This window comes from Amphritea atlantica (assembly GCF_018860855.1).
Taxonomy (GTDB): Bacteria; Pseudomonadota; Gammaproteobacteria; order Pseudomonadales; family Balneatricaceae; genus Amphritea; species Amphritea atlantica_A.
This window is the reverse complement of the sequence record NZ_JAHKQE010000022.1, coordinates 37,498-52,620: the sequence shown is the minus strand read 5'-3', so window position 1 is coordinate 52,620 and position 15,123 is coordinate 37,498. Positions and strand designations below refer to the sequence as shown.

14 protein-coding genes are annotated in these 15,123 nt (G+C 50.7%); 10 read left to right on the top strand and 4 right to left on the bottom strand.

The features are described from left to right. Positions 1–261, bottom strand: a complete 261-nt coding sequence (locus KO512_RS09435; RefSeq protein WP_215952098.1) for a hypothetical protein — start codon at positions 259–261, stop codon at positions 1–3. Between the two features lie 66 nt (positions 262–327). On the opposite strand from KO512_RS09435, the gene metK reads away from it, so the two are divergent. The 9 genes from metK (at position 328) to KO512_RS09390 (ending at position 8,525) form a co-directional block, all read left to right on the top strand. Further along, positions 328–1,518: a methionine adenosyltransferase gene (gene metK / locus KO512_RS09430; RefSeq protein ID WP_215952097.1), complete on the top strand. Its 1,191-nt coding sequence runs from the start codon at positions 328–330 to the stop codon at positions 1,516–1,518. A 231-nt stretch (positions 1,519–1,749) separates the two neighbouring features. Beyond that, the gene (locus tag KO512_RS09425) at positions 1,750–2,478 is read left to right on the top strand and encodes a 16S rRNA (uracil(1498)-N(3))-methyltransferase (RefSeq protein ID WP_215952096.1); all 729 of its coding nucleotides are present in this window, start codon (positions 1,750–1,752) and stop codon (positions 2,476–2,478) included. Positions 2,479–2,589: 111 nt separating this feature from the next. Beyond that, positions 2,590–3,552, top strand: a complete 963-nt coding sequence (gene gshB, locus KO512_RS09420) for a glutathione synthase (protein WP_215952095.1) — start codon at positions 2,590–2,592, stop codon at positions 3,550–3,552. 36 nt (positions 3,553–3,588) lie between these two features. Next, positions 3,589–4,539, top strand: a complete 951-nt coding sequence (locus KO512_RS09415; RefSeq protein ID WP_215952094.1) for an energy transducer TonB — start codon at positions 3,589–3,591, stop codon at positions 4,537–4,539. A 76-nt stretch (positions 4,540–4,615) separates the two neighbouring features. Continuing rightward, a complete protein-coding gene (locus KO512_RS09410) occupies positions 4,616–5,200 on the top strand; it encodes a YqgE/AlgH family protein (protein WP_215952093.1) in 585 nt (194 codons plus the stop codon). Between the two features lie 37 nt (positions 5,201–5,237). Beyond that, positions 5,238–5,714: a Holliday junction resolvase RuvX gene (gene ruvX, locus KO512_RS09405; protein ID WP_215952092.1), complete on the top strand. Its 477-nt coding sequence runs from the start codon at positions 5,238–5,240 to the stop codon at positions 5,712–5,714. Further along, positions 5,695–6,210, top strand: coding sequence for a bifunctional pyr operon transcriptional regulator/uracil phosphoribosyltransferase PyrR (gene pyrR / locus KO512_RS09400; protein WP_215952091.1), 516 nt, complete (start codon positions 5,695–5,697; stop codon positions 6,208–6,210). The genes ruvX and pyrR overlap by 20 nt, the downstream gene beginning before the upstream one ends. Before the next feature lie 19 nt (positions 6,211–6,229). Beyond that, positions 6,230–7,231, top strand: coding sequence for an aspartate carbamoyltransferase catalytic subunit (locus KO512_RS09395; RefSeq protein ID WP_215952090.1), 1,002 nt, complete (start codon positions 6,230–6,232; stop codon positions 7,229–7,231). A gap of 4 nt (positions 7,232–7,235) precedes the next feature. Then, entirely contained in the window at positions 7,236–8,525 is a 1,290-nt protein-coding gene (locus tag KO512_RS09390) for a dihydroorotase (protein ID WP_215952089.1), read from the top strand. Positions 8,526–8,658: 133 nt separating this feature from the next. Here KO512_RS09390 and KO512_RS09385 read toward each other — a convergent pair whose 3' ends face one another. Beyond that, on the bottom strand, positions 8,659–9,924 hold the full coding sequence (locus KO512_RS09385; RefSeq protein WP_215952088.1) for an inorganic phosphate transporter: 1,266 nt from the start codon (positions 9,922–9,924) through the stop codon (positions 8,659–8,661). A 46-nt stretch (positions 9,925–9,970) separates the two neighbouring features. Next, positions 9,971–10,651: a TIGR00153 family protein gene (locus KO512_RS09380; RefSeq protein WP_215952087.1), complete on the bottom strand. Its 681-nt coding sequence runs from the start codon at positions 10,649–10,651 to the stop codon at positions 9,971–9,973. A gap of 288 nt (positions 10,652–10,939) precedes the next feature. Here KO512_RS09380 and glnE point away from each other — a divergent pair, with 288 nt between their 5' ends. Then, positions 10,940–13,837, top strand: coding sequence for a bifunctional [glutamate--ammonia ligase]-adenylyl-L-tyrosine phosphorylase/[glutamate--ammonia-ligase] adenylyltransferase (gene glnE, locus KO512_RS09375; RefSeq protein ID WP_215952086.1), 2,898 nt, complete (start codon positions 10,940–10,942; stop codon positions 13,835–13,837). Between the two features lie 119 nt (positions 13,838–13,956). Here glnE and KO512_RS09370 read toward each other — a convergent pair whose 3' ends face one another. After that, positions 13,957–15,123 (bottom strand): PilT/PilU family type 4a pilus ATPase, encoded by a 1,167-nt coding sequence (locus tag KO512_RS09370; protein ID WP_215952085.1) that lies wholly within the window; start codon positions 15,121–15,123, stop codon positions 13,957–13,959.

Here is a 15,123-nt window from a genome sequence, read left to right as displayed (position 1 = left end):
TCACTCCAGGGCCGAAGAAGCCCAAGTTGAGATTAAAAAGTATGTTGATGCGGCATCATCATCTCTATCTACAGATTTGATGGGTTGAGCACCGATATAAAAATAGGCCGCTATTTTCTCGTAACCGTCCGCCAGCTTCAAACCTATTTCAGAGAAATTTAATGAAAATGAGCCGTTTTCATCTAAAAAAGTAAAAAAATCATCTAAAACAGGAACGCCGCCCATGCAATCAAGGCCTAACACGATTAAAATAGCGCTCATTCTTGTACTCGGGCTATCGGTCCGATGCCATACATCATTCTCATAAGCTAGGATTGAAGACGCGTAATGAGCGAATACAGCCTGTTTACCTCGGAATCGGTTTCCGAAGGTCATCCTGACAAGATCGCCGATCAGATCTCTGATGCGGTTCTTGATGCAATTATTGCTGAAGACAAATACGCCCGTGTGGCATGTGAAACCATGGTTAAAACCGGTGTCGCAATTGTCTCTGGTGAGATCACGACTTCCGCATGGGTCGATCTTGAAGCACTGGTACGCGGCGTTATCTGTGATATCGGTTACACCTCATCCGACGTTGGCTATGACGGCGCGACCTGTGGTGTTCTCAACATCATCGGTAAACAGTCACCTGATATTAATCAGGGTGTAGACCGTGCCAACCTTGAAGACCAAGGCGCCGGCGACCAAGGTTTGATGTTTGGTTATGCCAGCAACGAAACCGATGTGCTGATGCCTGCGCCAATCTGCTACGCTCACCGTTTGGTTGAACGTCAAGCCGAAGCGCGTAAATCAGGCCTATTGCCATGGTTGCGTCCAGATGCCAAGAGTCAGGTGACCTTTCGTTATGAAAACGGCCAGCCGGTCGGTATCGATGCGGTTGTGCTATCCACACAACACAACCCGGAAGTTTCCATGGCGGATCTGCAAGAAGCCGTGATGGAACTGATCATCAAGCACACCCTCCCGGCTGAGTGGATCGACAAGAGCACTAAGTTCCACATCAACCCAACCGGTAACTTTGTCATCGGTGGTCCTGTGGGCGACTGCGGCTTAACCGGTCGTAAGATTATTGTTGATACTTACGGCGGCATGGCCCGTCACGGTGGCGGCGCGTTCTCCGGCAAAGACCCATCCAAGGTTGACCGTTCAGCGGCTTACGCGGGGCGTTATGTGGCGAAAAACATCGTTGCCGCAGGCTTGGCTGACAAGTGTGAGATCCAAGTGTCTTATGCTATCGGTGTGGCAGAGCCGACCTCTGTATCGATCAACACCTTCGGTACCGGTAAGGTTTCTGACGCGAAAATCATCGAACTGGTGAACAACCACTTCGATCTGCGGCCACATGCGATCACTCGAATGCTAGATCTGTTGCACCCAATGTATCGTCCAACCGCGGCTTACGGTCACTTCGGCCATGACCCTTATGAGATGACATCCGGTAACGAAACCTTTACCGCTTACTCTTGGGAAAAAACCGATAAAGCCGATGAACTGCGTGCAGCAGCAGGCATCTAAGCTTCATTGACCTTCGGTTAGCGAGCCGCTAGTCAGCGCTCGGCTAACTTCAGGTAAACGACAAACAAGGGCAGAGCATTCACTCTGCCCTTTTTTATGCGCCAACGAAATGCCACCCGTCGCTTCCTTCCAATTCCGCCGCAACCCCTAAGCAACAACATCCGGCTAACTGATCTCTTTTTACCGTGGCATAATAGCGCCCTTAAATCGCAGATCTGATTGATATACACCATGAGAATTCCACGTTTTTATGAGCCTCAACCCATTATCGAAGGCCAGCAACTGAGCCTTAGCGATAGCGTCGTTCAGCATGTCTGCCGCGCACTCCGTATGCGACCGGGCGACTCACTCATTCTATTTAATGGTGATGGCTGCGAATATACCGCCGAGCTGATAGAAGTAGCTAAACGCAGCGCCACTGTACAGATTACTCAAGTGCTCACACCTCAGCGGGTTTCACCCTTAAAAGTAACCCTCGGCCAATCAATCTCCCGCGGTGAACGGATGGACTATGCGGTGCAAAAAGCCACCGAACTCGGCATGAACCAGATGGTGCCGCTGTTTACCGAACGCTGCGAAGTCCGTTTGAATAATGACCGTCAGGATAAGCGTCGCCAACACTGGCAACAGGTGGCCGTTAGCGCCTGCGAACAGAGCCTTCGCTGTGATCTGCCTGAGATCGGCGAACCACAATCCCTGAGCGACTGGGTCAATACTGTTGAAGCGGATTTAAAACTGGTGCTCCATCATCATACCGAACAACCCCTAGGTGACTTTGCCAAACCGGATTCCATCGCCCTACTCATTGGGCCTGAAGGCGGATTAAGCGAAACAGAAGTGGAACTCGCGCTAGCAAAGGGGTTCAAACCGGTAGCCTTCGGTCCACGAGTATTTCGCACCGAAACCGCACCCGTAGCGGCGCTTTCGGTATTACAATACCTCTGGGGCGACCTAGGCTAAGCAGAACCCACTATAGTAAGACTGGTGATGACCGAATCAGGCGGGTAGAATCCCTCTAAACGAAATATCGCTAATGTATAGATCAACTTCACAGATAAACAAGGCGCATCAATGACAGTTAAAATCGGCATTGTGATGGATCCCATCGAGTCCATCAGCTTCAAAAAAGACAGTTCTCTCGCCATGCTTTGGGCCGCTCAAAGCAAAGGCTGGGAGATCTGGTATATGGAGCAGAAAGATCTTTATCTGCGTGATGGCAAGGTACTGGCGAAGATGGCACCGATGACCGTCGATATGAACCCAGACAAATGGTTCGAGCGTGGTGAATATCAAGTACAGGAAGTGAGCACCCTCGATGCCGTTCTGATGCGTAAAGATCCGCCCTTCGATAATGAGTTTATCTATTCGACCCACCTCCTCGAAATGGCAGCTATGCAGGGCAATACCCTGATGGTCAACCGACCTCAGGCGCTGCGGGACTATAACGAGAAGATCTTTGCTACCCATTTTCCACAATGCTGCCCACCAGTGTTGGTCACCCGTCGTGATGATCTGCTGCGCGAATTCCATGCTGAATTCAAAGATGTCATCTTTAAACCACTCGATGGTATGGGTGGCACCTCTATTTTCCGCATTCAGAAAGAGGGCGTTAACCTAGGGGTTATCATCGAGACGCTGACGAAGTTTGGCACCGAAACCATTATGGCACAGCAATATCTGCCGGAAATTGTCGATGGTGATAAGCGCATTCTGATGATCGATGGTGAGCCAGTACCCTATGGCCTGTCACGCATCCCAACCAATGGTGAAACCCGAGGCAATCTCGCCGCCGGTGGCAGAGGCGAAGGCCGTCCGCTAACCGAACGTGAGCTGTGGATCGCTGCTCAGGTAGGGCCTACACTGAAAGCACAGGGCATTTTGTTTGCCGGCTTGGATGTCATCGGTGATTACCTCACCGAAGTCAATGTCACCAGCCCAACCTGCATCCGCGAACTGGACAATCAGTTTGGTTTAGATATCGGTATGCAGCTGATGGATGTTATTGAAGAGAAACTTAACCAGCGGCATGCATAACCACGATGATCAACCACTGTCTCTCAGGAATGCCAGATGAGTAAAACCGTCGCCGCTGTATCCGCAGCTGATCGCCTCGGTTTTACTCTGTTTTTGGCCGTGGCGGTTCATGCCGCCGCCATTCTTGGTATCGGCTTTGCCATCACGCCTAAAGCGCCTCCCGCTCAGACGCTGGAAATTACCCTGGCGCAGTTCAAGAGCGACAAACCACCGGAAGAGGCGGACTTCATCGCCCAAGCCGATCAGCAGGGCAGTGGTCAATTAGAAGAGAAAGCCTTACCCGCCACCCGCGAACAGGCTGATTTCCAGCATCAAGATATTCAGGAAACCGCCGCGCTGCAACCTCAGACGCAACCGGTCAATATTGCGCCACAACCAACCCCAGCAAAAACCGCTGCACCGGCAGATATCGCTGAAAGCGTAGAGAAAACGGTTAACAATGTCCCCGCGCAGCAGGTGGTTGTCACTCAGGCCAAGCAAGAGAAAAAACACAGCACCATAAAAGAAAAACATCAACAATCGGCGCCACCGCCCCCGCCACCGGGGAGCTCTCAATCACTGCTCTCCCGCAGTCTTGAGATCGCTAGCCTTGAAGCTCAGCTTGATTTCCAGCGGCAGGCGTATGCCAAACGGCCACGGGTCAAACGGCTTACCTCTGCAGCAACCAAAAGTCACAATGACGCGGTCTATCTGGCTAATTGGCGGCGCAAGATTGAATCGGTCGGTAATCTGAACTACCCGAAAGAAGCACAGCAAAATCAGCTATACGGTAGCCTACGGATGATGGTTATCATCTTGCCTAATGGCCATGTGAAGGATATTCGTATTTTGCATTCCTCAGGCAATAAGGTGCTCGATGATGCCGCCGTCAGGATTGTACAACTTGCAGCACCTTTTCAACGATTTCCTATTGAGATGCGCAAGGACACCGATGAATTGGAGATTATCCGTACTTGGAAATTTGAGAAATCGGCACGGATATACTAAACCTTATGGAACTGAGCATCACAGAGACAGCGCCTGAATCATCCCGTTTCTATACGACCCAAGGGCAGAATTCACTATGACAACACAGGCTTCTTCACCCTACCTGCCCGGCAGTCTTCAGGGTCACTTCCTTTTTTCAATGCCTCACTTAGACGACCCGAGCTTTGCTCAGAGTCTCATCTATATTTGTGAACATAATGAATCCGGTGCGATGGGTATTGTGATCAACCACCCAACTGAGATGCACCTCGACGAGCTGCTACAACTTCTCGAGCTCAAGCATCACGATGACCACTCCAGCATAGTGGTGTATTCCGGCGGACCGGTACAAAACGATCGAGGCTTCATTCTTCATGGCCCAACCCTGACCAAGTGGGACTCTAGCTACGTCATCAGCGACCAAACAACCCTAACCACCTCAACGGATATTCTGCAGGCGATCAGCGAAAGCCACGGCCCAGAGGATTTTTTGGTCGCCCTTGGTTATGCCGGTTGGAGCGCTGGACAGCTCGAACAAGAACTGTCTGATAATGTTTGGTTAAGTTGCCCAGCTAATTTAGATATAATGTTCCGCACTCCGGCCGAGGAACGACTTAAGGCGGCAGCCGCGACGATGGGGATTAATCTTAATCTGTTAACCTCTCAAAGCGGCCATGCCTAATCAGCGTCCTTGCCACTCACCCACTCAAAGAAGCGGAATGATCACACTCTCAGGTCCAGTAATAGGCTTTGATTTCGGCACCACCCGGATTGGCATTGCTGCCGGTCAGGCGATCACCGGTACAGCCACCCCCTTAGCGCCGATCAGCGCCCGCGATGGTATCCCCGACTGGCATGTGATTGAAGCACTGATCACCGAGTGGCAGGCTGCTGCCATCGTTGTCGGCATCCCTCTGAATATGGATGGTAGTATCAGCGATATGTCTCGCCGGGCACGAAAATTCGCCAACCGTCTCAAAGAACGCTGCCAACTCCCCTGCTATCTGATCGATGAGCGGCTCACGACTCGTGAAGCCAAACAGATCAGTCTGTCTCGGGGCGGCAGCACTAATTTTAAAGAAAATTCCGTTGACGGCATTGCCGCTCAACTGATTCTGGAAAGTTGGTTTGAATCAGACCAGCTGATATCCAGTGAAACCCGACTGGAGGACCTCTATGGTATCGGGCGTAATTAAAGTCGATCATCTGTTAACTAAAATGGCGGCCGAGTTGATCACCCTCATCAAGGTACGACAGCTTGACGATCCGATGATGATCGGCATCCGCACCGGCGGCGTTTGGCTAGCGGAGCACCTACATCAGCAACTCAACCTCGACAGCCCGCTGGGCACCTTGGATATCTCATTCTACCGAGATGATTTTACCCGCGTCGGCTTGAACCCCAAAGTACAGCCCTCAGCTCTGCCGAGTGCGACCGAAGACCGTCACATTATCCTGGTTGATGATGTCATTATGAGCGGTCGAACCATTCGTGCTGCCATGAATGAGCTGTTTGATTATGGCCGACCGGCATCCATCACACTGGTCACCCTACTCGATCTAAATCGGCGCGAACTACCGATTCAGGCGGATGTCACCGGCGACACGCTGCTATTAGCCGATGATGAGCAGGTCAAACTCACCGGGCCGGAGCCGTTGGCACTGGAAATCCGTAAGAAAGCTAACTTATAACCCATCGTCGGAATCTGCCATGTTTGTACAACAAGATCCCAATCTGATCCAGCTTAACAGCGCCGGTCAGCTGAAACACTTTCTGACCACCGAAGGGCTAAGCCGAGAGATGCTAACGGAGATCCTCGATACCGCCGACTCCTTTGTGGATATGAACGCGCAGCAGGTTAAAAAAGTGCCGTTGCTGCGAGGCAAAACCGTTGTTAACCTGTTTTTCGAGGCCAGCACCCGCACCGCCAGTACCTTTGAACTGGCGGCTAAGCGTCTATCTGCCGATGTGCTTAACCTGAATATTAAAACGTCATCAACCTCTAAGGGTGAAACGCTCAAAGACACCCTGATGACGATGGAAGCGATGCACTCCGATATGTTTGTCGTGCGTCACTCTGACAGTGGCGCAGCCCACTATATCGCCAGCAATGTGACCCCCCATGTGGCGGTGATTAATGCCGGCGATGGCCGTCACGCCCACCCGACCCAAGCGATGCTGGACATGCTGACTATTCGCCAGCACAAAGGCGCTTTTGAGCCGCTTAAAGTAGCGATCGTCGGTGATATTCTCCACTCTCGCGTGGCCCGGTCACAAATTCATGCTTTACGCACCCTAGGTGCGGCAGAAATTCGCGTGATTGCACCGACCACCCTGCTCCCACGGCATATCGAAGCCCTCGGCGTCACCGTGTTTACCGATATGAAACAGGGCCTCAAGGATGTCGATGTGGTAATGATGCTGCGGCTGCAGAAAGAGCGCATGCAAAGCGCCCTGCTGCCCAGCGAATCAGAATTCTACACCCTTTATGGCCTCACCGAAGAGAAGCTAAAGCTCACCCATCCCGATTCAATTGTCATGCATCCAGGGCCTATTAACCGTGGCGTGGAGATCGAAACCTCTGTCGCGGATGGCCCTAAATCGATGATTTTGAAACAGGTAACCAATGGTATTGCCGTGCGCATGGCGGTTATGTCGATGGCGATGGGCGGACAGATGACTGAACATCAGGCCCGGCGGGAGAGTGAGTAACATTATGAGTATCAATATTGCAATCAAGAATGGTCGGGTCATCGACCCTGCCAACAAGATCGATACGATCACCGACCTGTTTATCAGCGATGGCAAGATCGCCGCCTTAGGCCAAGCCCCAGACGGCTTTGTCGCAGAGCAACAGATCGACGCCAGTAATCTGGTCGTCAGCCCTGGGTTGATCGATCTCTGCGCGAACCTGCGCGAACCCGGCTACAGCCGTAAAGGCACGATCGCTAGCGAAACCGCAGCCGCCGCCGCTGGTGGGATTACCACCCTCTGTATGCCGCCACTGACCAAACCGATCGCGGATAACTCCGCCGTGATCGATTTGATCGAAGATCTGGCCAAACAAGCCGGTAATGCCCGAGTACTGCCGATGGGCGCCCTGACTCAGGAACTGAAAGGCGAACAACTCAGCCCTATGTATGGCCTAAGCAAGTCCGGCTGTATCGGCTTTACCAACGCCCGTCAGCCGATCCGTAGCTCGCTGACACTGGTGCGCTGCTTGGAATATGCGGCCACCCACGACCTGTTGGTGATTTTCCAACCCATGGATGCCGATCTCGCCGCAGGCGGCACCATGCATGACGATATCACCTGCACCCGACTCGGCCTGAGCGGTATCCCTGAAAGCGCAGAAACGATCGAAGTAGCCCGCTGCCTGTTATTGGTTGAACAAACCGGCGTGAAGGCGCACTTTGGCCAACTCTCCTGCGAACGTTCCGTCAAAATGGTCATGGATGCCCGCAAGAGAGGACTACGGGTAACCGCCGATATCGCCATCCAAAATTTGCTACTGACCGATGAGAATGTCAGCGGATTCGATCCGAACTTCCACCTGATTCCACCGCTTCGCAGCCAACTCGACCGCGCCGGTTTGCGCCATGCACTGGTCACCGATGGTTTTCAGGCGATCTGTTCCGATCACCAGCCCCATGAATTAGCCGCCAAGCAAGCGCCTTTTGCCGCAACCGAACCTGGCATGACAGGGCTTGAGACGCTACTGTCGCTGTCGTTGATGCTGGTAGAGCAAGAGCTCATCTCTCTGCCACAAATGCTGGCTAAGCTAACCTCAGGCCCCGCCAGCGTGCTGGATGTGGATCTAGGGACACTCTCAATCGGTAGCACTGCGGATATCTGCATCTTCGATCCACAACAGGAATGGATGCTGACCGATGAAAACCGCCGCTCAGCGGGGGCGAATACGCCGTTTATGAATTTTCCACTGAAAGGCGTCGTACGCTACACCCTATTGGATGGTGCGCTGGTGTTTCAACAGTCGTTTCAATAATCACTTCACGATAACAACTGGCCTAGCCGCAGCGGATAGCTCGATAGGATAACTCGGCAAATGCCAGACATAAAAAAGGCGATCATTAGATGATCGCCTTTTTTGTATTCAATGCCTTAGCGCATGGTTAACCTTAGCCGAAGATACCTTTCAGGCTAAAGAAGATCACGATAGAGAGCAATGCACCGGCCGGTAGCGTCACAATCCAAGAGACAAAGATCGTACCAACAACCTGCAGGTTCAGTGCTGAAAGGCCTCGGGCCATACCTACACCTAATACCGCCCCCACTAAAGTATGCGTTGTCGAAATAGGCAAGCCGGTACCCGAAGCAAATACCACGGTCGAAGCGGCCGCTAGTGTCGCGGCAAAACCTCGGCTGGGGGTCAGTTCAGTAATATTATTACCCACGGTGGCGATCACCTTATGGCCATACATCACCAGCCCAGCAACGATACCACTACCACCGAGTAACAGGATCCAGACCGGCATGGATGACTCCTGTGCCACTTCACCGGCAGAGGCGACAACCCCTACGACTGCCGCCAGCGGACCCACCGCATTAGCAACATCGTTGGAACCATGAGCAAAGGCCATTGCGCAGGCGGTGAACATCATCAAGACACCAAATACCTTTTCCACACTGGTGAAGTGATAATCCACGTTATCTTCCGCCCGAACATGAATTTTTCGCAGCATCAAAGCACCCAGCCCCATCGTAATCAAACCAATGCCGACCGAGATCAACGCGCTCATACCGAAGCCCGGATTCAGCCCCACATGCTTAAGCCCCTTCGTAAAGGTCACCATCGAGATCATAAATCCGACCACGAAGATGTACATCGGCACATATTTTTTTGCATTTCGAAATGGATGTTCGGTATCAAGAATAAGCTTTTGTACGCTACGAAACAGGAAGAAGGCGATCACTCCTGCCGTCAATGGGGAGACCACCCAACTGGCAACTATTTTACCCACCTTGTCCCAATGTACCGCATCAACCGAGATACCCACTGCGGCAAAACCAACGATCGCGCCAACGATAGAGTGTGTGGTTGAGACCGGCCAGCCCATCGCGGTAGCAATTAACAGCCAGATCCCGGCGGCTAGCAATGCCGAGAGCATGCCATATACCAGTAGTTCCGGAGAGCCTGATAAGATAGCCGGATCAATAATCCCTTTACGAATGGTTGCGGTCACCGCACCACCCGCCAGATAAGCACCGGCAAATTCGAAGATAATAGCGATAATAATCGCTTGTTTCAGGGTTAATGCTTTTGAACCAACAGAGGTCCCCATCGCATTAGCCACATCGTTAGCGCCCACACCCCAGGCCATAAAGAATCCAAACACACATGCCATAATGACCAGAATAGTGCCATAGTCCGCAATGATGCTCATGATAACTACCTAATTTAAAGATTCAGAGAAAGTTTGTTCGCAACAATTACTTAGCCAGCAACAACTGCAGACGACTGCCTACCTGTTGTGCTTTATCGGCAAGATCACCGATCCAAGTAATAATCTGATACAGGAACATGGCGTCGATCGGATGCAAGTCTTTCTCTACATCAAACAGGGAGGAGCGAACTTCACGTTCCATCTCATCAGCATCGTGTTCCATATCATCGAGATCGTGGATCATTTTTTCGACGACATCGACTTCATGGCCACGAAAACCCGCCGTGATCAGTTCATCCAGTTCATTCAGCGCGATTAACGCCTGCCCTGATGTTCTGAGAGATGAGCGAATATACTCAGCAATGGCCGGTTGTATTTGAGTGGGAATCGACATTTTCCGACCTAGCATCAGGCCAGCAATATCTTTTGAACGATTGGCGATCTTATCCTGCATACGCAGTAGTTCTAACAGATCGGTTCGAGGAACAGGAAGAAATAAACTATTAGGGAGATTCATGCGAATCTCTTTTTTCATTGAGTCTGCTTCACCTTCAAGCACAGCTATGCTGTGCTGAACTTCAGCCGCTTTATCCCAGTCTTCAGCCATCACCGCATCGAAAAAAGGGATCAACTGAATTGCACAGGAATGAGCCTTAGCAATATGTTCTTGCATAGGCTGAAATGGAGATCGTGCAAACATCTGCAAAATCGGGTTATTAGTCACCATAAAATCACCGGCGTTAGTGCAAATTTTGCGCGAGTATACGTGGGCTTTACATCTATTTGTAGTCAAAATGAAACATTAGTGTAATCATATTGACTCGAAGACAAAAAGACATCCCAGCCTTCTCACTGCTATTTATATATAACTATCTGTTTTATCAGTTTTTTATCATACACCATTCTGATTATTAATTTTTTATGACGTACTTATCATGATTAAATCTATCGAGACAAAAAGTGCTTTTTGTTAAGCTGAAAGAATCAATCGGCCACCGAACAGAGTACCTCGATTATGCTCAGCCAGTTAATTCAGACCCTTCCGGCTCTCATCCAACCCAGTGTCACACTCAACCTCGACAAGGTCTCAGAAGCTCTGAGCCATTGTCCGGATCAGAGCGATACGGTTTATAGCGACCTGATCCGAGTACTGGCCGGTAGCGACTATGTTGCAGACCAACTAAGCCGTTCGCCGATGCTACTCGCTGAACTCCAGCAACATAACGACCTTTACCGCGCTTATCCGGCCGATGAATATCAACAACAGCTATCTCAGCGATTAAAAACAGCCGAAAATGAAGAGCAACTCCATCATCACTTAAGACAGTATAGACAACGTGAGATGGTCCGCATTATCTGGCGAGATCTCACTCGCACGGTGGATATGAGAGCAACAACTGCTGATCTATCCGCTTTAGCGGATGCCTGTATCGATGAAGCCCTGCAATGGCTGTATAACGACTGTTGCAGCAAGTGGGGCACGCCACACTCTTCCCCATCAGAAGGCCAGCCCTCACAACCTCAACAACTTGTGGTGTTAGGCATGGGTAAGCTAGGGGCTCATGAGCTCAACCTGTCTTCGGACATTGACCTCATTTTCGCCTATCCCGAAAAAGGTATGACCGAAGGTGGCCGCCGAGTATTGGCCAATCAGGATTTCTTTAGCCGTTTAGGCCAAAAACTGATCCAAGCGCTGGATAACATCACCGCTGATGGTTTTGTTTTTCGTACCGATATGCGTCTACGCCCCTACGGTGCCAGCGGCCCACTGGTCTGTAGTTTTTCCGCGATGGAGGATTATTATCAAACCCAAGGCCGGGATTGGGAACGCTACGCCATGATCAAAGCCCGGGTGGTCGCGGGTAATCAACAGGCCGGTGCCGAACTACTGGAGATGTTACGGCCCTTCGTCTACCGCAAATATATTGACTTCAGCGCCTTTGATTCCCTCCGCTCGATGAAGGAGATGATCAACAAAGAGGTTCGCCGTAAAGGCCTACAAGGTAATGTCAAACTAGGAGCCGGCGGAATCCGCGAGGTCGAATTTATCGCCCAAGCGTTCCAACTGATCCGCGGTGGGCGTGACCCACGGTTACAACAACGAGAACTATTAAATATTTTACCGCTACTACCCGAAACCATGGGTATCCCTGCTGCAGCGATCAACGAGCTGACTGAAGCCTATACCTTTTTACGTAATGCGGAACATGTGATTCAGGCGGTTGCCGACCGACAAACACAAGAACTCCCCATGGATGCGATCGGCCAAGCACGCATGGCCTTTAGTATGGGCTTTGACGATTGGGATAGCTTTATAACAGCGCTAGTCCACCAGCGGAGTCGAGTCACTGAACACTTTGCCGATGTCATTGCCCCCGCAGAGACAAACCCGCAACAGGACGATCACAACAGTGACTGGCTGCTGTTGTGGAACAGTGAATTTGAAACCGAAGAGGGAGAAGCCTTTTTTGCCCAACACGGGTTAGATAATCCCCAGCAGGCGTGGCAAGCCTTTAACCACCTGAAATCCAGTCGCTCAGTTCAGGTAATGCAAGCGATTGGGCATGAACGCTTGCTGGCGGTACTCCCCAAGCTGATGACCGAAATATCCGCGGTGGATAACGCCAGCGAAACCCTCGAACGGGTACTGTTGCTGATTCAAGCGATCATCCGCCGCTCATCCTATTTGGTGTTACTCGCGGAAAACCCCGATGCCATGAAGCAACTGGTACGGCTCTGTTCCGCCAGTGCTTGGTTTAGTGAGACACTGACCAAACAACCGGTACTGCTGGATGAGTTAATCGATCAGCGCAGCCTCTACTCGCCACCTTCGAAAGACACGCTGCAATCTGATCTCAGGCAACAGCTGCTGCGTATTCCTGAAGAGGATGAAGAGCAACTGATGGATACCCTGCGTTATTTCAAGAGTGCCCATGTGTTAAGCGTGGCAGCATCGGATATTACCGGTGCCCTGCCACTCATGAAGGTCAGTGATTATCTCACTTGGTTGGCAGAGGTGATTCTGGATGTCGTCCTCGACATCGCTTGGCGACAACTGTCGGACAAACATGGCGTACCGATGAAATCTCCCAGTGTTCCCTGTGATCCCGACTTTATTATTGTCGGCTACGGCAAGCTAGGAGGCATTGAGCTGTCCTATGGATCAGATCTCGATCTAGTATTTATTCATGATGCCGATGCCAGCTTATACACCGAAGGGAAAAAGCCGATTGCCAACTCGGTATTCTTCACCCGTTTAGGTCAGAAAATCATTCATATCCTCAACACCTTTACCACCGGTGGTGACCTCTATGAAGTGGATATGCGTCTACGTCCATCCGGTAAATCAGGCTTACTGGTCAGCTCCCTGAAAGCTTTTTCGGAATACCAAGAGAAAGAAGCTTGGACTTGGGAACATCAAGCACTGGTGCGAGCCCGGGTAATTACCGGTTCAGCCTCCTTAAAGGCTAAGTTTGAACAGGTTCGCAGTGATGTCCTCAGCCGACCACGAGATCTGACGCTGCTAGCCTCAGAGGTAATCCAGATGCGTGAAAAAATGCGCGATCATCTCGGCACGTCAGAAAAAGATAGCGATACACTCTTCAACTTAAAGCAGGATCGCGGTGGTATTGTCGATATTGAATTTATTGTGCAATACAGCGCTTTAGCCTTTGCACATCAATATCCAGAATTGATCGAATATACCGATAACATTCGCATTCTAGATGCCATGGAGAAAACCGGCGTAATCACTGAAGGCGATGCCCAGACACTCCGAGAGGCCTATAAAGATTATCGTTCAGTGGGACATCGACAGGTACTACAAGGGCGCACTAACAGCGTTAGTGCCAATGAACTAGAAGAGTACCGCCAAGAAGTGATACGCATCTGGAAGGCTCAATTAGATGCCTAAGCTAACTCGCGGGCTAATGAGGTAATGAACAACTAATGACGCAACCCTAACGACAAACCCCGCCATCGTGGCGGGGTTTCAGAAGATAAAGCCCGAGATAGCGTGGCTATAGCGCCCAACTACATCCCTTTAACATCGATAACGCCATCATTCTGCAAGAAATCGGCATCATCCTGCAGGAAGAAGCCTGCATCCTCAGTGCCTCCATCAAGACTAGGATTAGTCGATGCATTTAACTTAATCATCAAGCGCAGATCATTCGGTGAATCCGCATGTGCCAGCGCTACATCATAACTAATAGTGCCATCTTTATACTCTTGAAAGAGTGCCTGATCAAAAGTCTGCATGCCTAGGTTAGTGGATTTGCTCATCACCTCTTTCAGCTCATGCACCTCACCTTTACGAATCAGGTCTTGCATCAGTGGCGTATTAATCATCACTTCAACCACCGCCCGACGCCCCTTACCATCTTTGGTTGGCAGTAGTTGCTGCGCCACAATCGCCTTAAGGTTCAGAGAAAGGTCCATCCAGATCTGTGCATGATGTGCCGGCGGGAAGAAACTAATAATACGATCTAACGCTTGGTTAGCATTATTCGCGTGCAGCGTTGCCATACATAGATGGCCGGTCTCGGCGAAGGTTAAACCGTACCCCATGGTATCCGAACTACGAATCTCACCCATCAAAATAACATCAGGCGCCTGCCGTAACGTATTCTTTAAGGCAATTTCAAATGACTCGGTATCCAACCCGACTTCCCGTTGGGTAATGACGCTTTGCTTATGTTCGTGAACATACTCAATAGGATCTTCAATGGTGATGATATGACCCGCGCTATTCGTATTCCGATAATCGATCATCGAAGCTAACGAGGTTGATTTACCGGTACTGGTACCGCCGACAAACAGTATCAACCCTCGCTTGGTCATTGCTAGATCTTTTAAAACGGGGGGTAGGTTTAGCTCTTCCATCGTTGGAATATAGGTATTGATGCGTCGTAACACCATGCCAGGCGAGTTACGTTGAAAGAAAGCACTCACACGAAAACGGCCGATTCCGTGGGCACTGATAGCGAAATTACACTCATGGGTGCCTTCAAATTCCGCTAACTGCTTATCATTCATCGTACTATAGGTTAGTTCACGCGCTAGGGCCGGCTTCAATGATTCCTTGGTTAACGCCTTGATGGTGCCGTCGACCTTAATACTAGGACGCGCGCCAGCGGTTATAAACAGATCCGAGGCCTCACGGTCCGCCATCACTTTAAGTAATTGGGTAATATCCAC